The sequence below is a fragment of the Stutzerimonas degradans genome (assembly GCF_024448505.1).
Lineage (GTDB): Bacteria > Pseudomonadota > Gammaproteobacteria > Pseudomonadales > Pseudomonadaceae > Stutzerimonas > Stutzerimonas degradans.
The window spans coordinates 404,790-429,240 of the sequence record NZ_JAMOHV010000001.1; the positions used below are offsets into that span (position 1 = coordinate 404,790).

The following is a 24,451-nucleotide window of genomic DNA, read 5'->3' on the forward strand; positions in this document are numbered from 1 at the left end:
GTTGCTTCAAGCCTCCGGCTTCAGGCGTCCAGCTCGCTTTTCAAGAGGCTTTCATCCGTGGCATTGACGATTCTCGGCCTTTCCGGCGCCCTCAGCCATGATCCTTCCGCTGCCCTCTACATCGACGGCAAGCTCATCGCTGCTGCCGAGGAGGAGCGCTTCGTGCGCGACAAGCACGCGAAGAACCGCATGCCCTACGAGTCCGCCAAGTTCTGCCTGGAGCAGGCCGGCATCAAGCCGAGCGACGTCGACGTGGTGGCGATTCCCTTTGCGCCCATCAGCATTTTCGAGAAAGCCCGTTGGCACTACGCCAAGCGCTACTGGTACGCCCCGGACCGCGCGCTCGACGCCATTCTCATGGGCAACCGTCGCTATTATCGCTACAAGAAGCGCATCCAATGGTGCTTGCAACAGCTGGGCTTCGATCTGAAAAAGGTCAAGCTGCAGCCGGTCGAGCATCACTTGGCTCACGCTTCCAGCGCCTACCACTGCTCCGGCTTCACCGAGAAGACCGCGATCATGGGCATCGACGGCAAGGGTGAGTACGCCACCACGTTCTTCGGCTGGGGCGAGAACGGCAGGATTCATAAGATCAAGGAGTTCTACGATCCGGATTCGCTGGGCGGTCTGTACGGAGCGATCACCGAATACCTCGGCTTCGAGATGCTCGATGGCGAGTTCAAGGTCATGGGCATGGCGCCCTACGGCGACGCGGCCAAGTACGATTTCTCTCGCCTGGCGAAATTCGAGAATGGCGAGCTGATCATCAACACCGATTACGCCAACGTCATCGGTTTCCGTCGCTACAAGGAGAACGGCAAGGGCTACTACTTCTCGCCGAAGCTGATCGAGTGGCTCGGTCCCAAGCGCGAGGGTGATATCGCCGACGATCCATATATCCACTACGCCGCCAGCATGCAGGCGCTGTTCGAGAAGCTTGCGCTGGAGATGATGGACTACTACCTGGGCGACATCATCCGCGAAACCGGCAAGATTGCTTTCGCCGGCGGCTGCGCGCTGAACGTCAAGCTCAACCAGAAGATCATTGCCCGCTCCGAAGTGAAGGAGCTGTTCGTCCAGCCCGCCTCCGGCGACGCCGGTACCGCCGTCGGTGCGGCGGCCTATGTATCAGTGCAGCGTGGCGTACCGGTGGAAAAGATGGAGCACGTATATCTCGGTCCGAGCTTCAGCAACGAGGACGTCATCGCGGCCTGCGCGCGCCACCCCAACAAGCCCGCTTGGCAGCAGATCGACAATGTGCCCGAGCGCATTGCCAAGATCATGGTCGACGGCAATCCGGTCGCCTGGTTTCAGGGCCGCATGGAATTTGGCCCGCGTGCCCTCGGCGGACGCTCGATCATCGGCTGTCCCAGCGTGCCGGGCGTGGCCGACCGGATCAACGAGCAGATCAAGTTTCGCGAACGCTGGCGGCCGTTCTGCCCGTCGATGCTCGACACCGTCGCCCCGCAGATGCTCAAGGTCGACCATCCGAGCCCGTTCATGACCTTCACCTTCGAAGTCAACGAAGGCTGGAAAGAGCGCGTCGGCGAAGTCGTCCACGAAGATGGCACTTCGCGCGCCCAGGTGCTCAAGCGCGAATACAATCCGCGCTGGTACGACCTGATGCTCGAGCTGGAAAAGCTCACGGGCAACGGCGTGTCTTTGAATACATCGCTCAATCGCCGCGGCGAACCGATGATCTGCTCGCCGACCGATGCGCTGAATATGTTCTATGGGTCGGATCTGCAATATCTGATCATGGAGGATGTGTTGGTGGTGAAGGAAGGGGGGAGGTGAACTGCATTAGACGATTGGGTGCGTATGGCACCTGCCGGCTTCGGCTATTTTGAGTTGCATCAGGGGCAGGTGAGATGGGCCGTATCGTTTATTTCTCGAAGATGTTCCAGGCTGTTCCCCACTTGGCGCAGGTAGCTGCCCTGCTACCCGGCACCTTTGTTTCAAGCCGGCGCTCGACGTTGATGGCTGCTCGCAAGCTCTACCCTCAGCTTGAACAGGCTCGGTATTCGAGGTGGCTGGGGCGGTTGGCAATGGGTAACCGGATGTTGAACAACGCCGATGTGATCGTTACTGGATCGCCTTATCGCAGTTTCCTGAAGCCCTATGCGGCGAAGAAGTGTACGGTTTTTCATGGCACCTACATGTTGCTGAGCAAGGATGCGTTGCTCAGCAATGCACATTTCGATCTGCTCTGTGTGATTGGGCCGCGTATGCAGCAGATGATCGACCGGTTTTCCGACCAGGTTCGGGTCAATACCGCTGCGACAGGGTTTCTCCCTTTTTGCGAGTTTCCCGAGCAGTCGCCGGCTCAACGCGAGTCTGTGCTGGTTGGTTTGGGGTTGGCAGCGGACCGGCAAACCATACTTTTTACGCCGAGTCGGCGTGGCGTTGGTTCGTGGGATCTACTTGCAGAAAGCCTGGTGCAGAACGTCCCGTCGCATTTCAATCTCATCTTGCGCCCCCATCCCAGCCAGGCGCTGACCTCGCGCGCGAAGGATCGTGATAGCTTTCGGCGAGTGGCGGCGTTGGTTCAACGGCGCCCGTATACGCTGCTGGACTTAACGTCTTATCCTCTCTCGGCGCTGCTATCCGTGGCGGATTTGGTGGTGTCGGATGCCAACTCTCCGGCCGAGGAGTCACTTTTCTACGATGTGCCGCAACTGTTGATCGAGACCCCCCAACTTTCGCGGGACGTAATGGCCCAAATGGGGCGTGATGAGGGGATGCACCCTGACGACATGGCGCAGCTGTTGACGCTTTACGAGTGTGGGCCCTCGGTATTTGTAAAAGAAGAGGGGGTGGATCTTTCCGTTCCTATCGAAAGAGCTTTGCTGGAGCGAGATGATCGTGCACAGCGGCGCCAGGAGTATTTTTCCTGGGTTTTTGGCCAACGGGATCGTTTGGCAAATCAACGGGTCGCTGAAGCCATATCCGCCAGTCTTCTTGTTAGGTGAACAGTATGTTGAGAGATAAGGTCATCCTTGTTACCGGTGGGACCGGCTCGTTTGGCAACACATTCGTGCCGATGACCCTGGCCAAGTACAACCCAAAGAAAATCATCATCTTTTCCCGTGACGAGATGAAGCAGTGGGACATGGCCAAGAAGTTCGAGGGCGACAGACGTGTGCGTTTCTTCATTGGCGACGTGCGAGACAAGGATCGCCTCTACCGAGCCTTGGATGGGGTCGATTATGTGGTGCATGCTGCCGCCACTAAAATCGTGCCGACCGCCGAATACAACCCCTTCGAGTGCGTCAAGACCAACGTTGACGGCGCCATCAACCTGATCGATGCTTGTATCGACAAGGGCATCAAGGGCGTGGTTGCGCTGTCCACCGACAAGGCCAGCAGTCCGATCAACCTGTATGGCGCCACCAAACTGGCTTCTGACAAGCTGTTCGTTGCTGGCAACTCATATTCCGGCGAGCACGGTACCCGCTTTTCGGTGGTGCGCTATGGCAACGTCATGGGGTCACGCGGCTCGGTGATTCCGTTCTTCATGTCCATCAAGGACAAAGGGGTGCTGCCGATCACTGACGAGCGCATGACACGCTTCATGATCTCCCTGGAGGAGGGCGTGGAGCTGGTCTGGCATGCCTTCAACGACATGGAAGGTGGTGAGATCTATGTGAAGAAGATCCCCTCGATGAAGGTCACCGACCTAGCCCGCGTCGTTGCCCCCGAGGCTCGCCAGGAAATCATCGGTATCCGCCCTGGTGAGAAACTGCACGAGCAGATGATCAGTGCCGAGGATGCTTACTACACCTACGAGTATCCCGAGCATTTCAAAATCCTGCCGTCCATTCACAGTTGGGCCACCTGTCTGAAGCGTATCAAGGCCGGCAAGAAGGTCCCGGAGGGCTTCGTCTATGCCAGCAACAACAATAGCGAGTGGATGAGCGACAGGGAACTGCAAGCCTGGATCGAGGCCAATCGCGAAAAGATCGGGAATATTTAATCTCCTAGGCCGACATCGATGCGGTGGTAGGGGCTGTTAGTTTTCTTACCCAGGAGCCGATGGTTCCGTGTTTCGACGATGCTGTGGCCCAGTAGGTAGGCGCCATCATGCGCCAGTGATACCTAATAGCTTCAGCGATTTTTATAGAGTCGTATAAAGCTTTGTTCAAGGGTGCTATTTGCGATTTAGTTCTTTTTGGAGATGAAAAGTCTGTGAAAGTTTTGATGCTTGTGATGGATGAGCAGCGCATCAATCTCGATCATCTGTATGACTCAACTCGCTTGGCTCTTGGTGATTGCGACATCATCCGCTTGAGTAAGTCGCAGCAAAAAAAAATAGGACGGGTACTTCGCCATTACAACAGTTCGACCTATGACCGTGTAGTGATTTTCTCACGCTTGAAGCGTCTACGACGTCAGGTTGATGTGCTGCGGTGCGTTCCTGGTCTAGTATTTCTGGAGCATGACGCTTGCCAGAATTACATGCCGGGAAGTAAATACTATCGCCTTTATTCTCTCTTTTATCGAAAGTTGCCTTGGGCGAGGGTCCTTAGCTCTGGCTTGGGAGTTGCTAAGCGCCTGCGTAGCGAAGGTGTGGATGCGCATTTCATTTCTAAAGGCTACGACGAGCAATTGGTGCTGGATAAAGGTGCTGAGCGCGATATTACGGCTGCTTTCCTTGGTAGCGTAAATGGCCATTCCTATGAGGGACGCAGGAAAATGCTGAACTCTATCGCCGCAAGGAGCGAACTGTTGATAACGCGTACCGACTCAGGTCAGCAATATGTGGAGTTGCTTAATCGTATCCGTATCTTCGTCAGTGCTGATGTGGGTATGGGCGAATATATGATTAAGAATTTCGAAGCCATGGCTTGCGGCTGTGCGCTGCTTGCCTGGAGTCAGGGCGAGGAAGAAGATGCGGCTATGGGCTTTAGGGATGGCGATAATGTCATGCTCTATCGCTCTGTCGAGGAGGGAATAGCAAAGCTTGAACGCCTCAAGGAGGACCCCGCTCTAGTGGAACGCATCGCCAGATCGGGACAGGCGTTTGCCCGCCAGCGGTATACCTTCACTCGTGTCGGACGAGATCTGGCGAGGGCAATTATCCAGCCCATGCGGCCTTGGCCAGGGTTGACCTTCTGGCAACGGACCTGGGTGCGCATTCGATATGGATTGAGAATCTAGAATGGCAATTAAACTTTACTGGTGCCGTGGCAAGGGGCGTAGCGATCCTAGCCAGCAAAATTTTGGTGATTATCTGTCTCCGCTGCTGGTTGAGATGTTGGCAGGTAAGCCGGTGGTTTACGCACCGATAAATCGGGCAGAGATGATGGCTATTGGCTCAATCTTGCCGAGGGAGCGTAAGGCCAAGCGTTTTTTCTTACCGCATCGCTTGCATATCTGGGGGGCCGGCACGGATGCGCCAGGGCTAAGCTTCTCCGCGCGACATCATTATCATGCGCTACGGGGTGTCAAAAGCTGTGAGCAGGTAATTGGTTTGCGTGGCAGCCCAGCCCTGGGCGATCCGGGGTTGCTGGCCAATCACTGGTGGGGCGGCAAGGCCAGGCCGGCCAAGACTCACAAGGTGGGCATCATTCCGCATTATGTCGATCGCCAGCATCCCGCCATAATTGATGCATCGAAGCAGCCCGGAGTATTGCTAATTGATGTTTTCTGGCCCGTGGAGGAAGTGCTACGTTCGATACAGGCTTGTGATTTCGTGCTTTCTTCAAGCATGCACGGACTGATCGTGGCGGATGCATTCGAGGTGCCTAATCGACGTCTGCGTCTGTCGAGCGGGCTGATTTCTGATTTCAAATTTGTTGACTACTACTCGGCCTTCTCGCTGAACGAGCCCGAACCCTTATGCTCTTCTGCACTAGAGCGTCTTATACGACAGGATGTGGCTGAGTTGATTGGCGAATATGTGCGTCCGGGGTTATCTGGCTTGCAGGCTGGCCTGCTGCGCTCTTTTCCTTTTTTTTGAGGTTTTCTAATGACGTGGTTTGGCAAGGAGTGGCTGCGCTACGGTCCTTGGTTGTATGCCACACTGTTCGGATTGTTCTGCTTAGCGTTCTATCTACCGCTGTCTTCCAAGGCAATCAATAATATCTTCTATGCTGGCTTGGCCTTACCCTGCCTTGGGTGGTTGCTATTGCGACCGGCTGCCTTGATCGTACTGGTCCGTCCTTTTGGCTGGCTGGTGATACTGCTGGTGGCATTAGTTGCGCTGGATGCGGGCGATGCGGCTGGCCTGAAGAAAGCACTGTATCTGCTGCTTTTTTGCGCCAGCTGCCTGTTATTGCAGGGCCGACGCTGGGATGTGCAGGCGATTTACGATCTATGCGCCTGGATCAGTTTGGGCATTTTGGTATTCATTGCCCTCGACTGGCTATGGATCTGGTTGCAGACTGGAAAATGGGTGCGCTATGGTCACTTTCTTGGCGTGCCGATTAATCCGGTGCACTTCTCATTGCTGATCAGTAATGCACTGATTTTTCTTTGGCTTTTTCGAGTAGCGGATTTATTTGAACGGCGCTCGCCGTTGATCTTGGCAGTCGGGTTGCTGTTGCTGGGTTCTGTCATTTTGTTGTGCGCTACTATATTTCAATCTCGCTCGGCAGTGGCAGGCTTCATCTTGTTCTTTTTCGGTTATTTACTATATCGGCGCATGTTTCTGCTGGGATTGGCGGTGCTTCTTCTATTGGTGGCTCTGTTATATGCCTTGGGCGGTGACGAGTTGCTGCTGCGTCGTGGTTTCAGCTATCGCTTGGATATATGGCTGGATGCTGGGTCGCGCTTGGTCAATCAATGTGGTGTCTGGTTCGGCTGTGGTATCGATGGGTATCGGTTCCTGGGTAGGTTTGAACATCCACATAGTGGTTACTTTGCCATGCTCTACCGCAATGGCCTGTTAGGTGGCTTGTTGTTCAGTCTTTTTGCATTGCTGTGGCTACATTGCGCATGGCGTTTCCGATCGCGTTGGCTACTACTTGCACTGCTTGGCTGGGGCAGCTTGCTGACAACCAGTAATGGTGTGCTGACTTCACCGCAACCGTTATGGATTTATTTTTGGCTGCCAGTGTTTATGGCTGTGGTGGATAGTCAGCGAGGTGCGGTACGGGAATATTTTCAATCACGCTATATTCAGCGCTCAGCGCAGAGTTGATAATGTGCGATCAGGCTGTCGATGGGGAATTCAGTCAACTTGCGCCGGCCCAGATAATGCTTCAGATGCTGGAAATTACGCTGCACCAGCCAGGGACTGAGAGGCTGGCGTTTACACTGCAAATCCAAGATGTCGATCAAGCCGTGGCCGCCATCCGGTAACAGCAAGATGTTGCCCAAATGCAGGGAGCGGAAGTAGATGCCGCTACGGTGAAGTTGATAGATAAAACTGGCGAGTGCAGGCAGCAGCTGTTCCGCATTTTGGGGGGCTTGAAGATAAAGCTGTTCGATGGATTGTCCGGGAAGGGGTCGATATAGGCAGGCACTGAGTCCTGCTTGCCGACTCAACCAGAGCTGCTCCCGTACCTCGGGAACTGGTATGCCAGCCAGACGTAGCCGCTCGGCATTGTGGGCGAAACGTGAGGCTGCAGGACGCAAACGTGCTAACCAAGGTTGTCGCCGAGTATGAAATATCTTTAGGAACAGACCATCCTCCAGCGCGATTACCTTCGGCCCACGAGCGTCCTTCTCCAGGACCTCACCACTGGCCAACCAATCTTCCAGCTCCTGCGCTGATACAATCCGCATCTTGTTCCTCTAGCCATTTCATGGGGCTTGCCGAATGGCCAATTCTACCCAGCAATCCAGCGTAAAGGTGTATCTGAGGTTGCTGCGCTACGTACTCCCCTATTCGGGCCTGTTCGTAATCAGCATCCTCGGCTTCCTGCTCTTCGCCTCCACCCAGCCCATGCTGGGCTACATCCTCAAGTTCTTCGTCGATGGGCTGAACAACCCGGACGCCAGTTTTTTTGCCCAGGTACCTCATCTCAACGAGCTGGAGTGGCTGGCCGGGCTGAAGCTGCTGCAGGCGGTGCCCTTGCTGATCGTGGTCATCGCGCTGTTGCAGGGTGTCGGTTCGTTTCTTGGCAACTATTTCCTCGCCCGCGTCTCGCTGGGATTGGTACATGACCTGCGTGTAGCGCTGTTCAACAACCTGCTGACGCTCCCCAATCGCTACTTCGACAGCCACAACTCCGGGCATCTGATCTCGCGCATCACCTACAACGTGACCATGGTCACCGGAGCGGCGACCGATGCGATCAAGGTGGTGGTGCGCGAGGGTATGACGGTGATCTTTCTGTTCGCGACGTTGCTGTGGATGAACTGGAAGCTGACGCTGGTGATGGTGGCGATCCTGCCGGTGATTGGTGTGATGGTGTCCAGTGCCAGCAAGAAATTTCGCAAGCAGAGCAAGAAAATCCAGGTCGCGATGGGCGATGTCACCCATGTGGCTTCGGAGACCATTCAAGGTTACCGGGTAGTGCGCAGTTTCGGTGGCGAGGCATACGAGCAGGCGCGTTTTCTCGGGGCGAGTCAGGACAACACCGGCAAGCAGCTGCGCATGGTCAAGACCAATGCGGTCTATACGCCGACGCTGCAACTGGTGATCTACAGCGCGATGGCAGTGCTGATGTTTCTGGTGCTGTACATGCGCGGCGATGCTTCTGCCGGCGATCTGGTTGCTTACATCACCCTGGCCGGCCTGCTGCCGAAACCGATCCGGCAGCTGTCCGAGGTCAGTTCCACCATACAAAAGGGTGTTTCCGGTGCCGAAAGCATCTTCGAGCAGCTGGACGAAGCCTCGGAAGTCGATGGCGGTACGTTGGAGCGTGAGCGAGTGGCGGGGCGTCTGGAAATCACCGGGCTGAGCTTCGTCTATCCGGGCACCGATAAGCAGGTGCTGCACGACATCAGCTTCAATGTCGAGCCGGGGCAGATGGTTGCGCTGGTCGGCCGTTCGGGCAGTGGCAAATCCACCCTGGCCAATCTTATTCCGCGGTTCTACCACCACGATCAAGGGCAGATTCTGCTCGACGGTGTGGATATCGAGGACTACACGCTGCGCAACCTGCGCCGGCATATCGCTCTGGTGACTCAGCAGGTGACCTTGTTCAACGACACTGTCGCTAACAACATCGCCTACGGCGATCTGGCTGGTGCCCCGTTGGAAAACATCCAGCGCGCGGCTCGCGATGCCTATGCGGACGAGTTCATCCAGCAGATGCCGCAAGGCTACCAGACGCTGGTTGGCGAGAATGGTGTGTTGCTTTCCGGCGGTCAGCGCCAGCGTCTGGCGATCGCCCGCGCGCTGTTGAAGAACGCGCCGGTACTGATCCTCGACGAGGCGACTTCGGCGCTGGACACCGAATCCGAGCGGCATATCCAGAGCGCGTTGGACCACGCCATGAGTGGCCGCACCACGCTGGTCATCGCCCATCGTCTAAGCACCATCGAGAAAGCTGATCTGATTCTGGTGATGGAGCAGGGGCGTATCGTCGAGCGCGGCAACCATGCGCAGCTGCTGGCGGCCAACGGTGCTTATGCTCGTTTGCACGAGAAGCAGTTCAAGGACGACGAGCCGGCGTGATCCGCGTGTCTGCTGGGCCGCGCGAGCCGCGGCGCGCCGGCATGCTATGATCCGCGGCGTTTTCCAGCGCCCCGGAGCCCTCTCAATGAAGCTGTCCATGCCCTGTTTCGACCAAGCCCCCGTCCTGGTGGTGGGTGACGTCATGCTCGATCGCTACTGGCATGGCGGCACGTCGCGCATTTCACCGGAGGCGCCGGTGCCGGTGGTCAAGGTCGAGCAGATCGAGGATCGCCCCGGTGGTGCGGCGAACGTTGCGTTGAACATCGCCGCGCTGGGCGCGCCTGCCCGGCTGATCGGAGTGACCGGCCAGGATGAAGCGCGTCAGAGCCTGGTCGACAGCCTCGCTGCCGCCGGCGTTGAAGCGCATTTCCAATGCATCGAGCACCAGCCGACCATCGTCAAGCTGCGCGTCATGAGCCGTCATCAGCAATTGCTGCGCATGGATTTCGAGGAGCCGTTCGACACCGATCCGGCCGCGATCCTGGCCGAGGTCGAGGCGCTGCTGGCCGGGGTCAAGGTACTGGTGCTGTCCGACTACGGCAAGGGCGCGCTGAAGAATCATCAGGCGCTGATCCAGGCCGCTCGGCGGCGCGGGATTCCGGTATTGGCCGATCCCAAGGGCAAGGATTTCGAGATCTATCGTGGTGCGTCGTTGATCACGCCGAACCTCGGCGAATTCGAGGCGATCGTCGGGCATTGCGCCGATGAGGCCGAGCTGGTCGCCAAGGGCGCCGAGCTGATGCGCCGCCTGCAGCTGGACGCCCTGCTGGTGACCCGCGGCGAGCACGGCATGACCCTGCTGCGTCCCGAACACGCCGCGCTGCATCTGCCGGCGCGGGCGCGCGAGGTGTTCGATGTGACCGGCGCCGGCGATACCGTGATTTCCACACTGGCCGCTGCGCTGGCCGCCGGTGCCGAGCTGCCGCAGGCCGTTGCGTTGGCCAACCTGGCCGCCAGCATCGTAGTCGCCAAGCTGGGCACCGCCTGTGTCAGCGCGCCTGAGCTACGCCGCGCGATCCAGCGCGAGGAAGGCTCCGGGCGCGGCATGATGACGGTGGAGCAACTGCTCACCGTGGTCGAGGATGCCCGCGCCCAGGGCGAGAAGATCGTCTTCACCAACGGCTGCTTCGACATCCTGCACGCCGGTCACGTGACCTATCTGGAGCAGGCGCGTGCCCAGGGCGACCGGCTGATCGTCGCGGTCAACGACGACCCCTCGGTCAGCCGCCTGAAGGGGCCGGGCCGGCCGATCAACAGCGTCGACCGGCGCATGGCGGTGCTCGCCGGTCTGGAGGCGGTGGATTGGGTGGTGTGCTTCTGCGAGGACACCCCCGAGGCGCTGCTGGCTCAGGTACGTCCCGATGTGCTGGTCAAGGGGGGCGACTACGGTGTCGATCAGGTGGTCGGCGCCGAGCTGGTCCGTGCCTATGGCGGCGAGGTGCGTGTGCTGGGGCTGGTAGAGAACAGCTCGACCACCGCCATCGTCGAGAAGATCCGCAAGGCCTAGCTGCCGCGCCCGGCCGTCGCCACTCAGCGCGCGACGGCCAGGGCGCGGCCGATCCACCAGTCCTTCCAGCGAATGCGCTCGGCGCGCACCACCCAGCCGTCCTGCGGCGCGAAACTTTCCGACAGCCACAGTCCGCGGGTCGCCACCGGGCTCAGGCGGCCGCTACGCAGCTGCAGCAGCTGCTCCTGCGGTTCGCCATGCTGCAGCGGAATCAGGTAGAGATCGGCCTGACTGCGATCCAGACGGGCTACCAGCTCGCCGTCCTCGAGACGCTCGTCGACATGGAACAGGCTTGGCCGATGTACGTCCTTCGGCACTTCCAGACGCATGTCGTAAACCAGCTGCAGCGAGGCCGTAGGCAGATGCACGTATGCGCGCGGGCGCTCCATCAGCACCCGCTCGCCGCAGTGTACCGGTCGTGTGGCGCCGGTCAGCGAGGCGAGCGCGAAGTGCGGCGTTTCGCGGTACTGCAGCGGGCCTTCATACGGCGTTGGCAGCCAGGTATCGCCGAAGCGGCCGCTCAGCCAACCCTCCGGGGTTTCCAGCAGGCACTCCTCGGCAATTTCCTGGATGGCGGTGAGCAGCGGCAGATTGAGTTCGTGAGCCGGCACGTAGCCGGAGATCAGTTTGAGCACCACGTCGCCGCGATCCAGCCGCTGCTGGCGTACCAGCACCCAGTATTCGCGATCCTGCCAGCCGAGGGTGAGGCGCACCGAAACGCCGAGATTGGCCAGCTCGAGGGCGAAGCGGTGGGTGTTGGGGACCTCGACCGGGCGCCGACGCTCGATGACTTCGCCGAAGTTCAGCGGCCGGCCCAGGCTCTGGTAGTTGAGGCGGTCCGGGTTGGCCTCGACGTACAGCGGCAGCGTCTTAAAGGCGGTGGGGCTCTTGCGCAGCAGAACGGTCGGCATGCGGTTCCTCCTGGCGGCGAATTTCGGCGGTAGCGGCCTCGGGCGGAGGAGACAGCCTAGCCCAGGCGGGTCTCAGTTGCCCGTCAGTACGGCGGCGGCGGTGCGCACGTTGTCGGTCAGATGCTGCGGGTTGATGGTGCCGATGATCGCCGCACCGACGCCGGGATGGCCGAACAGCAGCTCGAAGCTGCGCCGCACCGGGTCCTCGCCCGGTCGCAGGCAGGCGTGGCCGCTGGCCAGCGCCTTCTTGATCAGGATGCCCTTGGCGTGGGCGGCGGCGTAGTCGAGCACCGGGCGTTCGGCTTGCTCGTTGAGGTTATAGGTGACCATCGCACAATCGCCGTCCTGCAGCGCCAGCAGGCCGCCCTCGACGGTCTTGCCGGACAGCCCGTAGGCGAGAATCTTGCCCTCGCGCTTGAGCTCGGCGAGTGTCTGGTAGACCTCGGCGTGGCGCAGGATATCCACGTCGTTGCCGTCCGAGTGCACCAGCACCAGGTCGATGCGGTCGGTGCGCAGGCGCGCGAGGCTGCGGTCCACCGAGAAGCGCGTGTGCGCGGCGGAGAAATCGAAGCGCGACTGGCCGTTGTCGAACTCCTCGCCGACCTTGCTGACGATCACCCAGTCGTCGCGCTGGCCGGCCAGCAACGGCCCCAGGCGTTCCTCGCTGACGCCGTAGGCCGGTGCGGTGTCGATCAGGTTGATGCCCAGCTCGCGAGCGAGTGCCAGCAGTCGTCGCGCCTGCGCATCGTCGGGAATGGCGAAGCCGCTGGGGTATTTCACGCCTTGGTCGCGGCCCAGCTTGACCGTGCCGAGGCCCAGCGGGGAGATCGTCAGCCCGGTGCTGCCAAGCGGGCGGTGCAGGTCATGCAGCGTCGTGCTCATAGCAGACCTTCCCAGAACGGGCCGCTGACCGGCGGTCGCGGCAGCGCCGGCAGTGGCGGATGGTTGCCCGGGCGGATGCCGTCGCGGGCGAGGGCAGCTTCGACGCGGTCGGAGAAGTCCGGTGACAGTGCCAGCTTGGTCGGCCAGCCGACCAGCAGTCGGCCCTGTTCGGCAAGGAAGGCGTTGTCCGGGCGCGCCAGGCTGGACTGTGCCGGCTCGGCGCGGTCGATCCGCAGCGTGGCCCAGCGCGCGGTGGACAGGTCGATCCACGGTACCAGTTCGGCCAGTTCCTGTTGTGCTGCGGCGACCTGCGCGGTCTCGTTGCGCGCCACGCCAGCGGCTTCGGCCAGGTCGCCGCCGAGGTACCAGACCCATTCGCCGTCTGCGGCCGGATGGCTGGTCACGGTGATCCGCGGCTTGCTGCCGCCGCCCAGGCAATGCGCGTAGAGCGGTTTGAGCGTTGGCGCCTTGAGCATGACCATGTGCAGCGGCCGGCGCTGCATGGCCGGCTGCTGCAGGCCGACGGCGGCGAGCAGTTCGGCGGTGCCGCCGCCGGCGCTGAAGACGATGCGTTGTGCGCGGATGGCGCGACCGTCGACGCGCAGGCCGACCAGCTCGCCGCCCTCGTGCAGCGGCTCGATCCGCTCACCGGCCAGCAGGCTGTCGCCGGCCAGTTCCGCCAGGCGGACGATCAGGCTCGGCACGTCGAGCACCAGCTCGCTGAGGCGGTACACCTTGCCCTTGAACTGCGCATGCTGCAGTGCCGGCGGCAGCGCATCGCCCTTGACCTGGCCGACCCGCGAGCGCACCGCCTTGCTGGCGAAGAAGCTGGTGAGATTGCCGGCCAGCGTGCCCGGCGACCACAGGTAGTGCGCATCGGACAGCAGCCGCACGCCGGTCAGATCCAGCTCGCCCTGGCCGTCGAGCGCCTCGCGCCAGCGGCGTGGCATGTCGGCGATGGCTTCCGAGGCGCCGGTCAGCGCGCCGTGCAGCGCATACTTGGTGCCGCCGTGGATGATGCCCTGGGATTTCACGCTCTGCCCGCCGCCCAGTGCGCCTTTGTCGACGAGCAGAGTGGCGAAGCCCAGGCGGCGCAGGCGGGCATTGAGCCAGAGACCGGCGACACCGCCGCCGACGATGAGGACGTCGGTGCTGAGGGATTCGGACATGGCGCGACCTCGCAGGAAAACAGGGCGGCAGTATAACTGGCGACGGCATTGGCGCAGCCACCGGCTGGGTACTGCCGTGCCCGCCGGCCGGATTTGCCGCGCCGGGGCATGCGCGCCGCACTCGCCGCCGTGACGGGCGTTTGCGCTACCGCCGCCTCCGTTTTGCGGCGGTTTCCGCTACCATGCCGCTTTCGTTGCGCCGGGACAGAAGCGATGGAGTTTCTGCTGTATCTGCTGTTGGGAAGCGGTGCCGGCGTGCTGGCCGGGCTGTTCGGCGTGGGCGGCGGGCTGATCATCGTGCCGGTGCTGGTGCTCAGCTTCGGTGCCCAGGGATTCTCGCCGGAGGTGCTGACGCATCTGGCGGTCGGTACGTCGCTGGCCACCATCGTCTTTACCTCGATCAATTCGATTCTCACCCACCACCGCAAGGGCGCGGTGCGCTGGCCGATGGTGCTGTGGATGACCATCGGCATCCTGCTCGGCGCGGCGCTCGGCAGCCTGACGGCCGCGGCGCTGCAGGGCGCGATGCTGCAGCGCATCATCGGCATCTTTGCCATCGTGATGGCGGTGCAGATGGCCTTCGACCTGCGTCCCAAGGCCAGCACCGGCCAGCCCGGCAAGCCCGGGTTGTCGCTCGCCGGCGTGGTGATCGGCTGGGCGTCGGCGATCTTCGGTATCGGCGGCGGTTCGCTGTCGGTGCCCTACCTGACCTGGCGCGGCCTGCCGATGCAGCAGGCGGTGGCGACCTCGGCGGCCTGCGGCCTGCCGATCGCACTGGCTGGGGCTGTGAGTTTCATCGTTGTCGGCTGGCAGACGCCCGACCTTCCCGAGTGGAGTCTGGGCTTCGTCTATCTGCCGGCAGTGCTCGGTATCGCGGCGACGAGCATGTTCTTCGCCCGCCTCGGTGCCCGGCTGGCGCATCGCCTGTCGCCGCGCGTGTTGCGGCTGCTGTTCGCGCTGCTGCTGCTGAGCGTCGGTACCCATTTCTTGATTTGAGGAATCACCATGCTGGCTTACCCGCAGATTGATCCGGTGGCGGTCGCCATCGGTCCGTTGCAGATTCACTGGTACGGGCTGATGTACCTGATCGGCATCGGCGGCGCCTGGTGGCTGGCCTCCGGGCGCGTCGCGCGCTTCGCCCCCGAATGGCCGAAGGACAAGCTTTCCGACCTGGTGTTCTGGGTGGCGATGGGGGTGATCGTCGGTGGCCGCCTGGGCTATGTGCTGTTCTATGACCTGGCCGCTTACCTCAATCAGCCGAGCCTGATCCTGCAGGTATGGAAGGGCGGGATGTCGTTCCACGGCGGGTTGCTCGGCGTGCTGCTGTGCACCTGGATCTTCGCCCGGCGCAACGGCAAGAGCTTCTTCGAGCTGATGGACTTTATCGCGCCGCTGGTGCCGATCGGCCTGGGCGCCGGGCGCATCGGCAACTTCATCAACGCCGAGCTGTGGGGCAAGGCGACCGACGTGCCCTGGGCGATGGTCTTCCCGACCGATCCGCAGCAGCTGGCGCGGCACCCGTCGCAGCTCTACCAGTTTGCTCTGGAAGGCGTGGCGCTGTTCGTCATCCTCTGGTTCTACTCGCGCAAGCCGCGCCCCACGATGGCGGTGTCCGGCCTGTTCGCGGTCTGTTACGGCATCTTCCGTTTCATCGTCGAGTTCGTCCGCGTGCCGGATGCGCAGCTGGGCTACCTCGCTTTCGGCTGGCTGACGATGGGGCAGGTGCTCTGCGTGCCAATGATTCTGCTGGGCGTCGGCATGATCGCTTGGGCCTACAAGCACAACCCGCGCAAGGCCATCGCCTGACCGTCCGGCTCCGCCGGCGCGACAAGCGCGGCGGGGCCTCTTACCATTGCCCCTTTTTCCAGTTCCGAGCCCGCGATGAAACAGTACCTCGACCTCATGCGCCATGTGCGCGAGCACGGCACCTTCAAGAGCGACCGCACCGGCACCGGCACCTATTCGGTGTTCGGCTACCAGATGCGTTTCAACCTGGCCGACGGCTTCCCGCTGGTGACCACCAAGAAGTGCCACCTGCGCTCGATCATTCACGAACTGCTGTGGTTCCTGAAGGGCGACACCAACATCGGCTACCTGAAGGAAAACGGCGTATCGATCTGGGACGAGTGGGCCGACGAGAACGGCGACCTCGGCCCGGTCTACGGTTATCAGTGGCGCAGCTGGCCGGGGCCGAACGGCGAGTCGGTCGACCAGATCGCCAACCTGCTGCAGATGATCAAAAAGAATCCGGATTCGCGCCGGCTGATCGTCTCGGCCTGGAACCCGGCCCTGGTCGAGCAGGCCGCGCTGCCGCCCTGTCATGCGCTGTTCCAGTTCTACGTCGCCGACGGCAAGTTGAGCTGCCAGCTGTACCAGCGCTCGGCGGACATTTTCCTCGGCGTGCCCTTCAACATCGCCAGCTACGCGCTGCTGACGCTGATGATTGCCCAGGTCTGTGGTCTGCAGCCCGGCGAGTTCATCTGGAGCGGCGGCGACTGCCACCTCTACGCCAACCATCTGGAGCAGGCCGACCTGCAGCTGTCGCGCGAGCCGCTGCCGTTGCCGACGATGAAGCTCAACCCCGCCGTGCAGGACCTGTTCGCCTTCCGCTTCGAGGATTTCGAGCTGGTCGGCTACCAGAGCCATCCGCACATCAAGGCGCCAGTCGCCGTCTGACGTGCGCGGCGGCCGCTGGCCGCCTCAATCCTCGTCGTCGCGCCGGGTCAGCCGGCGACCGAGGCGCGAGGCATAGAACTCGCCGATCATGCCGCGGCGGAACACCAGCACGCAGACCATGAAGATGACCCCGGTGACCAGCGTCACCGGCAGCTCCGACGTGGCGAAGTAGTTGCCCAGCCCGGTCACCAGCGCCGCGCCGAACGCCGGCCCGATCAGCGTGCCGATGCCGCCGAGCAGCGTCATCAGCACCACCTCGCCGGACATCTGCCAGCTGACGTCGGTGAGCGTGGCGAACTGGAACACCAGCGCCTTGAGCCCGCCGGCCAGCCCCGCCAGCGCCGCCGACATGACGAACGCGCCGAGCTTGTAGCGTGCCACCGAATAGCCGAGCGAGATCGCGCGGTTCTCGTTCTCGCGGATCGAGCGCAGGATCATGCCGTACGGCGAGTGGATCACCCGCCAGATCACCAGCAGGCCGGCGAGGAACACCGTCAGCACGAAGAAGTACATGTACAGCGGCTCGGCCAGATCGAGCAGGCCGAACAGGCGGCCGCGCGGGATGTTCTGGATGCCGTCCTCGCCGTGGGTGAATGGCGCCTGCAGGCAGAAGAAGAAAAACATCTGCGACAGCGCCAGCGTGATCATCGTCGAGTAGATGCCCTGGCGGCGGATCGCCAGGAAGCCGATCACCAGCCCGAGCAGCGCGGCGCCGGCAACGCCGACCAGAATGCCCAATTCCGGCGTCAGCCCCCACTGCTTCACCGCATGGGCGGTGAAATACGCTCCGCCGCCGAAGAACGCCGCGTGGCCGAACGAGAGGATGCCGGTGTAGCCGAGCAGCAGGTTGAAGGCGCAGGCGAACAGCGCGAAGCACAGCACCTTCATGATGAAGATCGGATAGAAGTAGAACGGCGCCAGCACCAGCGCCAGCACCCCGACGCCGATCAGCACGGTTTCCAGGCGCAGCGCCGGGCGCCTGGTGGTGACGATGCGGGTTTGGCTGTTCATCCGGCATCCCTCCCCATCAGGCCGGCGGGGCGCACCAGCAGCACGATCGCCATGATCACGAAGATCACGATGCTCGACGCCTCGGGGTAGAACACCTTGGTCAGCCCCTCGAGGATGCCGAGCAGGTAGCCGGTGATGATCGCGCCGAGGATCGAGCCCATACCGCCGACCACCACCACGGCGAACACCACGATGATCAGGTTCGAACCCATCAGCGGGCTGACCTGGTAGATCGGCGCAGCGAGCATGCCCGCAAGGCCCGCCAGCGCCGCGCCCATGCCATAGGTGAAGGTCAGCAGCAGCGGCACGTTGATGCCGAAGGTGCGCACCAGCGTGGGGTTCTCCGTGGCCGCGCGCAGGTAGGCGCCCAGCTTGGTTTTCTCGATCAGCAGCCAGCTGGCGATGCAGATCACCAGCGAGGCCAGCACCACCCAGGCGCGGTACTTGGGCAGGAACATGAAGCCCAGGTTGTAGCCGCCGGCCAGTTCCTTCGGTACCGCATAGGGTTGCCCGGACGAGCCGTAGAAGTAGCGGAACGCACCTTCCAGCGCCAGCGCCAGACCGAAAGTGAAGAGCAGCCCGTAGAGGTGATCGAGGTTGTATAGCCGCGACAGTGCCAGCCGCTCGACCAGCGCGCTGCCCAGGCCGACGATCAGCGGCGCGAGGATCAATGCCGGCCAGTAGCCGATGCCCAGCGTGGCCAGCAGCAGGTAGCCGGCGAAGGCGCCGATCATGTACTGCGCGCCGTGGGCAAAGTTGATGATCTTCAGCATGCCGAAGATGATCGCCAGGCCGAGGCTGAGCATGGCGTAGAACGAACCGTTGATCAGGCCGATCAGCAGCTGGCCGAGAAACGCCTGGATCGGTACATCGAAGATCGTCGTCATCAGACCCCCAGGGCGTCGTTGAGCGTCGCCATGCGGCCGGGCAGTTCGGCGACGGCGAAGCGGTCGATCACCGTGCCGTGGTCGACCACGTAGAAGCGATCGGCGACCTTGCTGGCGAAGCGAAAATTCTGTTCCACCAGCAGGATGGTCATGCCGCGCTGCTTGAGCGTCTGCAGCACCTCGCCGATGCGCTGGACAATCACCGGCGCCAGCCCTTCGGTGGGCTCGTCGAGCAGCAACAGGCGCGCGCCGGTGCGCAGGATGCGCGCCATCGCCAGCATCTGCTGCTCACCGCCGGAGAGCTTGGTGCCAGGGCTCTTGCGGCGCTCTTCGAGGTTGGGGAACAACTGGTAGATCTCCGCCAGCGTCATGCCGCCCTTGGCGATCACCGGCGGCAGGGTGAGGTTCTCCTCCACCGTCAGCGTGGAAAAGATGCCGCGCTCCTCCGGCACGTAGCCGATGCCGTGGCGCGCGGTGCGATGCAGCGGCACGTGCAGCATGTCCTTGCCGTCGAAGCGGATGCTGCCGCTGCGCTTGCGGATGATGCCGACGATGGCGCGCAGCGCGGTGGTCTTGCCCACACCGTTGCGCCCGAGCAGGGTCACGGTTTCGCCCTGCTGCACGTCCAGGTCGATGCCGTGCAGCGCATGGCTCTCGCCATACCAGGCGTTGAGGTCGCGCACGCTGAGCAGCGCTTCAGTCATCTTCGGTCCCCATGTAGGCCACCCGCACGCGCTCGTCCTGACTGACGCTGCGGTAATCGCCGGAGGTGAGAATTTCGCCGCGTTGCAGCACGGTCACCTGATGGCAGAGATCGGCAACCACCTTGAGGTTGTGCTCGACCATCAGCACCGCGCGCTCGGTGGCCACCTCGCGGATGATGTCGGCGACCACGTGCACATCCTCGTGGCCCATGCCGGCCAGCGGCTCGTCGAGCAGCAGCACCTTGGGCTCCAGCGCCAGCGTGGTGGCCAGCTCCAGGACCCGCTTGCGCCCGTAGGACAGATCGGCCGCCGGCTCATGACGACGGTCGGCCAGCCCCACGGATTCGAGCAGCTGCATGGCGCGGCCGTTGAGCCGGTTGAGCGAGCGCAGCGGCAGCCAGCACTGGCTGGCCAGGCCGTTCGGGCGCTGCAATGCCACGCGCACGTTGTCCAGCACGGAGAGGTGCGGGAACACCGCGGAGATCTGGAACGAGCGCACCAGGCCCATGCGTGCCACCTTGGCCGGATCGGTGCGGGTGATGTCCTGATCGAGCAGGTGGATGCTGCCGCTGGTCGGTTGCAGGAACTTGGTCAGCAGGTTGAACACCGTGGTCTTGCCCGCGCCGTTGGGCCCGATCAGCGCATGCACCCGCGCGTGGCGCACGTCGAGGTCGACGTTGTTGACCGCGACAAAGCCGCCGAACTCCTTGCGCAGGCCACGCGCCGCAAGCAGCACCGGATGCGCTTGCGGCGTCGCGGGCGCCTCTGGCCGTGCCGCCGCTGCGCTCATTGCCCGACCAGCTCGCAGCCGCTGTCGGCCGGCTTGAGGTAGGCCTCGTCGCCCGGCACGGTGGCCAGCACCTTGTAATAGTCCCAGTCGCGCTTGCTTTCCTCCGGCTTTTTCACCTCCATCAGGTAGACGTCGCTGATCAGCCGGCCGTTGGCGCCGACCTTGGCGTTGCGTGCGAAGACGTCGTCCACCGGCATCTCGTGCATCGCCTTGGCCACCGGCTCGGTGGCGTCGCTGCCGACCTTGTCGATCGCCTTGAGATACTGCATGACCCCGGAGTAGGTGCCGGCATGGATCATGTTCGGCATGCGTCCGGTACGTTTGAAGAAGCGCTCGCCGAACTCGCGGGATTGGTCGTCGCGATCCCAGTAGAAGCTCTCGGTGAGGGTCAGCCCCTGTGCGGCGTCGAGGCCCAGACCGTGCACCTCGGCGAGGGTGAACAGCAGCGCGGCGAGGCGCTGACCGCCGGCGACGATGCCGAACTCCGCGGCCTGCTTGATGCTGTTGGCGGTATCCAGTCCGGCGTTGGCCAGGCCGATGACCTTGGCGCCGGAGGACTGCGCCTGCAGCAGGAAGGACGAATAGTCGGTGGTCGCCAGCGGATGGCGCACCGCGCCCTTGACCTCGCCGCCCTTGGATTTGACGAACTTGGCGGTCTGCTCCTCCAGCGAGTAGCCGAAGGCGTAGTCGGCAGTGAGGAAGTACCAGCTGTCGCCGCCCTGGGACACCAGCGCGCCGCCGGTGCCGACCGCTAGCGCATGGGTGTCGTAGGCCCAGTGGAAGCCGTAGGGCGAGCACTGCTTGCCGGTCAGCTCGGTGGTGGCGGCGCCGGTGACCAGGTTGATCTTCTTCTTGCTCTTGGAGATGCCCTGCACCGCCAGCGCCACGGAGGAGGTGGTCAGCTCCATGATCGCGTCCACCTGCTCGCGGTCGTACCACTGCCGCGCGATGTTGGAGGCGATGTCCGGCTTGTTCTGGTGGTCGGCGGTGACGATCTCGATCGGCACGCCCTGTACCTTGCCGCCGAAGTCCTCGGCGGCCATCTTCGCCGCCTCATACGACCATTTGCCGCCGAAGTCGGCATACACCCCGGACTGGTCGTTGAGGATGCCGATCTTCACCTTGCCGTCGGAAATCTCGGCGGCCGATGCCGGGATGGCGAGTGCGGCCGCGAAGGTTGCTGTTGCGATGGCGGATAGTCTCATGCAGGTCTCCTTACGTGCGGAGCCGCGGCGCAGGTGGTTTCACCGGCCCGGCAGGGAAGGGAATCGAAGCGGCAAGCGGACTGGCGCCGAGCGGCGGCCGCGCAGGCCCACGAGGCACGGCACGGCTGGGGCGCAGACTGGAACGGGTGGGTGACGTAATAGCGAGGCAGCGCTCGCTCGGAGGCGGCGCGTCGGTGCGGCGCGTCGGCATTCGCGACGCAGCGCAGGGGGTGGCGGTGCCGGCCCTGACGATGGCGCATCTGCGATCCTTTGTTGTTCTTATTCGGTAGAGCTAACCGTAGCAGGGGATCGTACGGGCGCAACCGGGCAGGACGTGTGGCGCGTATCGCGCCGCCACCGGCTAGCGTTTTTTCCGATCGCTCATCTGTTTGTCATGTTTGCCGTATAGACTCGACCGGTCAGGTTAGGGAGGTGCGACATGCGCAGGGTGGTGTTCAATCAGAAGGGCGGCGTCGGCAAATCCAGCATCGCCTGCAATCTGGCGGCGGTGAGCGCGGCCCAGGGCTACCGCACGCTGCTGGTGGATCTCGATGCTCAGGGCAACTCGACGCATTACCTGACGGGGCTGACAGGCGAGGACGTGCCGACCGGCATCGCCGACTTCTTCAAGCAGGTACTGGCCAGCGGCCCGGCCGGCAAGAAGGCGCGTCCGCCGATCTTCGAAACCCCGTTCGACAACCTGCACCTGATCACCGCGACCGCCGAGCTGGCCGACCTGCAGCCCAAGCTGGAGGCCAAGCACAAGATCAACAAGCTGCGCAAACTGCTCGACAACCTCGCCGAAGACTACGAGCGAATCTATCTCGACACGCCGCCAGCCCTGAACTTCTACACCGTTTCAGCGCTGATCGCCGCCGACCGCTGCCTGATACCTTTCGACTGCGACAGCTTCTCTCGCCAGGCGCTGTACGGCCTGCTGGAGGAGATCGAAGACCTGCGCGAGGACCACAACGAGGCGCTGGAGGTCGAGGGCATCGTGGTCAACCAGTTCCAGCCGCGTGCCGCGCTGCCGCAGCAGATGATCGCCGAGCTGCTGGAAGAGGGCCTGCCGGTGCTACCGGTCAACCTGATGAGTTCGGTGCGCATGCGCGAATCGCACCAGGCGTGCATGCCGCTGATCCACTTCGACCCGCGGCACAAGCTGAGCCTGCAGTTCGTCGAACTGCATGATCTGATCGAAAGCTAGCGCGCCACCAGCACGTCGCACGGCGGCTGGTCGAGGAACTGCCGCGTCAGGCTGCCGAGCAAGGCGCTGCTGAGTTCGCCGCGACTGTGCCCGCCCAGCGCCAGCAGCTGCGGATGCAGTTCGTCCAGCGCCGCCTCCAGGCAGTTGTTGCGCTCGCCCTGATGCAGGCTGTAGCTCAGAGTGGCGCGGCTGTCCGGCAGTGTGTCCTGAATATCCTCGATCAGCTGCTCGAACAGTTCGTGCTCCAGCGCCAGCGCGTCGGCATCCGCACCGTGAATCTCGGCCACTTCGTGGATATGCAGGGCGTGCAGCTCGCCGCCGGCTGGCAGCAATCGCCACGCGATCTGCAGCGCGCGGTTGGCGCAGGGCGAGAAGTCCAGCGCGGCGAGCGCGCAACTGTACGGCTCGACTGCCGGATGGGCTGCCAGCAGCAACGGCGCCGGGCTGGCCAGCAGGATGCGTTCCAGCGTGGTGCCGGCGAAGCCCAGGCTGGAGTGGCGATGGTGGCGGCCCAGGACCAGCAGGTCAGCTTCCAACCCCTGTGCCTGGGTCAGTACCTCTTCCACCGGCTGGCCGTGTCGCAGCCACAGTTGCGCCGTCGCCGCGCCATTGGCTTGCAGGCGCGCCTGCAGATCGGCGCGCACGCTGGCTTCGTCCTGCGGCTCGCCCCGACTGTCGAGCACATGCAGCAGGCTCAGCCGGGCACCGCTCTGCTGCGCCAGCTGCGCGGCACGGCGCAGGGCGAGGTCGGCTTCGGGGCTGAGATCGTGGGCGACGAGAATGTGCTGAACCATGCTGGCCTCGCGGTGACGGAAAGCCCGAGTATGCCGCGCCCGGCGGGCGCTGTCCCGCGGTGCGCTGCGTCAATCGCGGTGCCTCGCTCGCTGATCCGGCGCAACGGACAGGTGCGGCGAAGGACGCCGTGCTTTTGTTGGTAGGTACGCTGCGGCTATGCTTGCCGGCATTCGCAGGAGGGGATGGATGAGCAAGGTCAGTGTGTTGATAGTGGATGATGCGCCGTTCATTCGCGATCTGGTGAAGAAGGGGCTGCGCGGACACTTTCCCGGCATCGGCATCGAGGAGGCCGTCAACGGCCGCAAGGCGCAGCAGATGCTCGGTCGCGAGCGCTTCGACCTGATCCTCTGTGATTGGGAAATGCCGGAAATGTCCGGCCTCGAGCTGCTCACCTGGTGCCGCGCGCAGGAGGCACTGAAGACCACTCCGTTCATCATGGTGACCAGCCGCGGCGACAAGGAGAACGTCGTGCAGGCGATCCAGGCCGGGGTTTCGGACTACATCGGCAAGCCGTTCACCAACGAGCAACTGACCAGCAAGGTGCGCAAGGCACTCGGCCGCGCCGGCAAGCTCGACGCGCTGGCCGCCAGTGCGCCGGTGCGCGCCCTGTCGCCCGGGATGGCCAATGATTCGCTGGCCGCGCTGACCGGCGGCAAGGCCGAGGTGGTACGTCCCGCACCGGTCGCTGCGCCGGTTGCCGCTTCCCCGCTGCTGCAGCCTGCCGCCGCGCCAGCCGCGAGCAAGCCGGCCGCGGCAACCGGCGGCCGCGGGCAAGGCCAACTGCGTCTGGCGGCCGGTACGCTGGCGTGCGTGATCAAGGCGCTGAGCTTGAAGGAAGCGCTGCTGGTGGTGCGTCGCGGCGAGCTGCTGCCGCAGGTGCTGGAAAGCGCCGTGCTCGATCTGGAGCAGGGCGAGGGCGGCGAGATCGCTCGGCTGAACGGTTACCTGCACGCAGTGGCCGCGCTGGAGCCCAAGCCCGACAGCGAGTGGCTGCAGCTGTCGTTCCGCTTCGTCGACCGCGATGCGCAGAAGCTCGATTACCTGTCGCGACTGATCGCGCGCGGCACCGCGCAGAAGCATTTCGTGCCCGGCGCCTGAGCACGTCGCGCACAGTTCGTCCGCAGGCGCCGTGCACA

The 24,451-nt window shown here is 62.9% G+C and carries 23 protein-coding genes; 13 read left to right on the forward strand and 10 right to left on the reverse strand.

Annotated features, from left to right (window positions below; translation table 11 throughout):
- Positions 1-57: 57 nt before the first annotated feature.
- The 6 genes from NAV27_RS01905 to NAV27_RS01930 all read left to right on the forward strand — a co-directional run bounded on the left by NAV27_RS01905 (position 58) and on the right by NAV27_RS01930 (position 7,144).
- Complete coding sequence (locus NAV27_RS01905) at positions 58-1,797, forward strand: carbamoyltransferase family protein (RefSeq protein WP_102827934.1); 1,740 nt, start codon at positions 58-60, stop codon at positions 1,795-1,797.
- Between the two features lie 74 nt (positions 1,798-1,871).
- On the forward strand, positions 1,872-2,972 hold the full coding sequence (locus NAV27_RS01910; protein WP_102827933.1) for a CDP-glycerol glycerophosphotransferase family protein: 1,101 nt from the start codon (positions 1,872-1,874) through the stop codon (positions 2,970-2,972).
- Positions 2,973-2,977: 5 nt separating this feature from the next.
- Positions 2,978-3,976, forward strand: coding sequence for a UDP-N-acetylglucosamine 4,6-dehydratase (inverting) (pseB, locus tag NAV27_RS01915; RefSeq protein ID WP_102827932.1), 999 nt, complete (start codon positions 2,978-2,980; stop codon positions 3,974-3,976).
- Positions 3,977-4,188: 212 nt separating this feature from the next.
- Complete coding sequence (locus tag NAV27_RS01920; RefSeq protein ID WP_180981416.1) at positions 4,189-5,160, forward strand: glycosyltransferase family protein; 972 nt, start codon at positions 4,189-4,191, stop codon at positions 5,158-5,160.
- Position 5,161: 1 nt separating this feature from the next.
- Entirely contained in the window at positions 5,162-5,962 is an 801-nt protein-coding gene (locus tag NAV27_RS01925) for a polysaccharide pyruvyl transferase family protein (protein ID WP_102827930.1), read from the forward strand.
- Between the two features lie 9 nt (positions 5,963-5,971).
- Positions 5,972-7,144: a hypothetical protein gene (locus tag NAV27_RS01930; protein ID WP_102827929.1), complete on the forward strand. Its 1,173-nt coding sequence runs from the start codon at positions 5,972-5,974 to the stop codon at positions 7,142-7,144.
- On the opposite strand, the gene NAV27_RS01935 is transcribed toward NAV27_RS01930, so the two are convergent.
- Complete coding sequence (locus NAV27_RS01935) at positions 7,123-7,731, reverse strand: lipopolysaccharide kinase InaA family protein (protein ID WP_102827928.1); 609 nt, start codon at positions 7,729-7,731, stop codon at positions 7,123-7,125. The two genes, NAV27_RS01930 and NAV27_RS01935, sit on opposite strands and share 22 nt — an antisense overlap.
- Before the next feature lie 34 nt (positions 7,732-7,765).
- Here NAV27_RS01935 and msbA point away from each other — a divergent pair, with 34 nt between their 5' ends.
- A complete protein-coding gene (gene msbA / locus NAV27_RS01940) occupies positions 7,766-9,571 on the forward strand; it encodes a lipid A export permease/ATP-binding protein MsbA (RefSeq protein WP_102827927.1) in 1,806 nt (601 codons plus the stop codon).
- An 85-nt stretch (positions 9,572-9,656) separates the two neighbouring features.
- Positions 9,657-11,078 carry a bifunctional D-glycero-beta-D-manno-heptose-7-phosphate kinase/D-glycero-beta-D-manno-heptose 1-phosphate adenylyltransferase HldE gene (gene hldE / locus NAV27_RS01945; protein WP_102827926.1) on the forward strand — a complete coding sequence of 474 codons (1,422 nt, stop codon included), beginning with the start codon at positions 9,657-9,659 and terminating at the stop codon, positions 11,076-11,078.
- A gap of 23 nt (positions 11,079-11,101) precedes the next feature.
- On the opposite strand, the gene NAV27_RS01950 is transcribed toward hldE, so the two are convergent.
- From NAV27_RS01950 to NAV27_RS01960, 3 genes are all read right to left on the reverse strand, one after another.
- Positions 11,102-11,989 carry a metal ABC transporter ATPase gene (locus NAV27_RS01950; protein WP_102827925.1) on the reverse strand — a complete coding sequence of 296 codons (888 nt, stop codon included), beginning with the start codon at positions 11,987-11,989 and terminating at the stop codon, positions 11,102-11,104.
- Positions 11,990-12,061: 72 nt separating this feature from the next.
- On the reverse strand, positions 12,062-12,871 hold the full coding sequence (locus tag NAV27_RS01955; RefSeq protein ID WP_008569562.1) for an aldo/keto reductase: 810 nt from the start codon (positions 12,869-12,871) through the stop codon (positions 12,062-12,064).
- Complete coding sequence (locus NAV27_RS01960; protein WP_102827924.1) at positions 12,868-14,040, reverse strand: NAD(P)/FAD-dependent oxidoreductase; 1,173 nt, start codon at positions 14,038-14,040, stop codon at positions 12,868-12,870. The genes NAV27_RS01955 and NAV27_RS01960 overlap by 4 nt, the downstream gene beginning before the upstream one ends.
- Positions 14,041-14,253: 213 nt before the next feature.
- Between NAV27_RS01960 and NAV27_RS01965 the strand changes: the two genes are divergently transcribed.
- From NAV27_RS01965 to NAV27_RS01975, 3 genes are all read left to right on the forward strand, one after another.
- Positions 14,254-15,036 (forward strand): sulfite exporter TauE/SafE family protein, encoded by a 783-nt coding sequence (locus NAV27_RS01965; RefSeq protein ID WP_102827923.1) that lies wholly within the window; start codon positions 14,254-14,256, stop codon positions 15,034-15,036.
- 9 nt (positions 15,037-15,045) lie between these two features.
- Positions 15,046-15,846, forward strand: coding sequence for a prolipoprotein diacylglyceryl transferase (gene lgt, locus NAV27_RS01970; RefSeq protein WP_008569565.1), 801 nt, complete (start codon positions 15,046-15,048; stop codon positions 15,844-15,846).
- Positions 15,847-15,921: 75 nt separating this feature from the next.
- Entirely contained in the window at positions 15,922-16,716 is a 795-nt protein-coding gene (locus NAV27_RS01975; protein ID WP_043295480.1) for a thymidylate synthase, read from the forward strand.
- A gap of 24 nt (positions 16,717-16,740) precedes the next feature.
- Here NAV27_RS01975 and NAV27_RS01980 read toward each other — a convergent pair whose 3' ends face one another.
- From NAV27_RS01980 to NAV27_RS02000, 5 genes are read right to left on the reverse strand one after another with little or no spacing between them, the layout of a single operon-like run.
- Positions 16,741-17,727, reverse strand: a complete 987-nt coding sequence (locus tag NAV27_RS01980; protein WP_102827922.1) for a branched-chain amino acid ABC transporter permease — start codon at positions 17,725-17,727, stop codon at positions 16,741-16,743.
- A complete protein-coding gene (locus NAV27_RS01985; protein WP_102827921.1) occupies positions 17,724-18,614 on the reverse strand; it encodes a branched-chain amino acid ABC transporter permease in 891 nt (296 codons plus the stop codon). The genes NAV27_RS01980 and NAV27_RS01985 overlap by 4 nt, the downstream gene beginning before the upstream one ends.
- A complete protein-coding gene (locus NAV27_RS01990) occupies positions 18,614-19,318 on the reverse strand; it encodes an ABC transporter ATP-binding protein (protein ID WP_008569570.1) in 705 nt (234 codons plus the stop codon). Before NAV27_RS01990 ends, NAV27_RS01985 begins: the two co-directional genes overlap by 1 nt.
- On the reverse strand, positions 19,311-20,108 hold the full coding sequence (locus NAV27_RS01995; RefSeq protein WP_102827920.1) for an ABC transporter ATP-binding protein: 798 nt from the start codon (positions 20,106-20,108) through the stop codon (positions 19,311-19,313). The genes NAV27_RS01990 and NAV27_RS01995 overlap by 8 nt, the downstream gene beginning before the upstream one ends.
- A complete protein-coding gene (locus NAV27_RS02000) occupies positions 20,105-21,313 on the reverse strand; it encodes an ABC transporter substrate-binding protein (protein WP_102827919.1) in 1,209 nt (402 codons plus the stop codon). The genes NAV27_RS01995 and NAV27_RS02000 overlap by 4 nt, the downstream gene beginning before the upstream one ends.
- Before the next feature lie 439 nt (positions 21,314-21,752).
- Here NAV27_RS02000 and NAV27_RS02005 point away from each other — a divergent pair, with 439 nt between their 5' ends.
- Positions 21,753-22,520 carry a ParA family protein gene (locus tag NAV27_RS02005; protein WP_008569574.1) on the forward strand — a complete coding sequence of 256 codons (768 nt, stop codon included), beginning with the start codon at positions 21,753-21,755 and terminating at the stop codon, positions 22,518-22,520.
- Here NAV27_RS02005 and NAV27_RS02010 read toward each other — a convergent pair.
- Positions 22,517-23,314: a universal stress protein gene (locus NAV27_RS02010; protein WP_102827918.1), complete on the reverse strand. Its 798-nt coding sequence runs from the start codon at positions 23,312-23,314 to the stop codon at positions 22,517-22,519. The two genes, NAV27_RS02005 and NAV27_RS02010, sit on opposite strands and share 4 nt — an antisense overlap.
- A 187-nt stretch (positions 23,315-23,501) precedes the next feature.
- On the opposite strand from NAV27_RS02010, the gene NAV27_RS02015 reads away from it, so the two are divergent.
- Positions 23,502-24,413, forward strand: a complete 912-nt coding sequence (locus NAV27_RS02015; RefSeq protein WP_102827917.1) for a response regulator — start codon at positions 23,502-23,504, stop codon at positions 24,411-24,413.
- The last annotated feature ends 38 nt before the right edge of the window (positions 24,414-24,451 follow it).

Excerpts from the sequence above, each read along its gene's own strand:
- NAV27_RS01910 (WP_102827933.1), top strand. The coding sequence starts at position 1,872 with ATGGGCCGTATCGTTTATTTCTCGAAGATGTTCCAGGCTGTTCCCCAC.
- pseB (WP_102827932.1), top strand. The coding sequence starts at position 2,978 with ATGTTGAGAGATAAGGTCATCCTTGTTACCGGTGGGACCGGCTCGTTT.
- NAV27_RS01925 (WP_102827930.1), top strand. The coding sequence starts at position 5,162 with ATGGCAATTAAACTTTACTGGTGCCGTGGCAAGGGGCGTAGCGATCCT.
- NAV27_RS01930 (WP_102827929.1), top strand. The coding sequence starts at position 5,972 with ATGACGTGGTTTGGCAAGGAGTGGCTGCGCTACGGTCCTTGGTTGTAT.
- NAV27_RS01935 (WP_102827928.1), bottom strand. The coding sequence starts at position 7,731 with ATGCGGATTGTATCAGCGCAGGAGCTGGAAGATTGGTTGGCCAGTGGT.
- msbA (WP_102827927.1), top strand. The coding sequence starts at position 7,766 with ATGGCCAATTCTACCCAGCAATCCAGCGTAAAGGTGTATCTGAGGTTG.
- hldE (WP_102827926.1), top strand. The coding sequence starts at position 9,657 with ATGAAGCTGTCCATGCCCTGTTTCGACCAAGCCCCCGTCCTGGTGGTG.
- NAV27_RS01950 (WP_102827925.1), bottom strand. The coding sequence starts at position 11,989 with ATGCCGACCGTTCTGCTGCGCAAGAGCCCCACCGCCTTTAAGACGCTG.
- NAV27_RS01955 (WP_008569562.1), bottom strand. The coding sequence starts at position 12,871 with ATGAGCACGACGCTGCATGACCTGCACCGCCCGCTTGGCAGCACCGGG.
- NAV27_RS01960 (WP_102827924.1), bottom strand. The coding sequence starts at position 14,040 with ATGTCCGAATCCCTCAGCACCGACGTCCTCATCGTCGGCGGCGGTGTC.
- NAV27_RS01965 (WP_102827923.1), top strand. The coding sequence starts at position 14,254 with ATGGAGTTTCTGCTGTATCTGCTGTTGGGAAGCGGTGCCGGCGTGCTG.
- lgt (WP_008569565.1), top strand. The coding sequence starts at position 15,046 with ATGCTGGCTTACCCGCAGATTGATCCGGTGGCGGTCGCCATCGGTCCG.
- NAV27_RS01975 (WP_043295480.1), top strand. The coding sequence starts at position 15,922 with ATGAAACAGTACCTCGACCTCATGCGCCATGTGCGCGAGCACGGCACC.
- NAV27_RS01980 (WP_102827922.1), bottom strand. The coding sequence starts at position 17,727 with ATGAACAGCCAAACCCGCATCGTCACCACCAGGCGCCCGGCGCTGCGC.
- NAV27_RS01985 (WP_102827921.1), bottom strand. The coding sequence starts at position 18,614 with ATGACGACGATCTTCGATGTACCGATCCAGGCGTTTCTCGGCCAGCTG.
- NAV27_RS01990 (WP_008569570.1), bottom strand. The coding sequence starts at position 19,318 with ATGACTGAAGCGCTGCTCAGCGTGCGCGACCTCAACGCCTGGTATGGC.
- NAV27_RS01995 (WP_102827920.1), bottom strand. The coding sequence starts at position 20,108 with ATGAGCGCAGCGGCGGCACGGCCAGAGGCGCCCGCGACGCCGCAAGCG.
- NAV27_RS02000 (WP_102827919.1), bottom strand. The coding sequence starts at position 21,313 with ATGAGACTATCCGCCATCGCAACAGCAACCTTCGCGGCCGCACTCGCC.
- NAV27_RS02005 (WP_008569574.1), top strand. The coding sequence starts at position 21,753 with ATGCGCAGGGTGGTGTTCAATCAGAAGGGCGGCGTCGGCAAATCCAGC.
- NAV27_RS02010 (WP_102827918.1), bottom strand. The coding sequence starts at position 23,314 with ATGGTTCAGCACATTCTCGTCGCCCACGATCTCAGCCCCGAAGCCGAC.
- NAV27_RS02015 (WP_102827917.1), top strand. The coding sequence starts at position 23,502 with ATGAGCAAGGTCAGTGTGTTGATAGTGGATGATGCGCCGTTCATTCGC.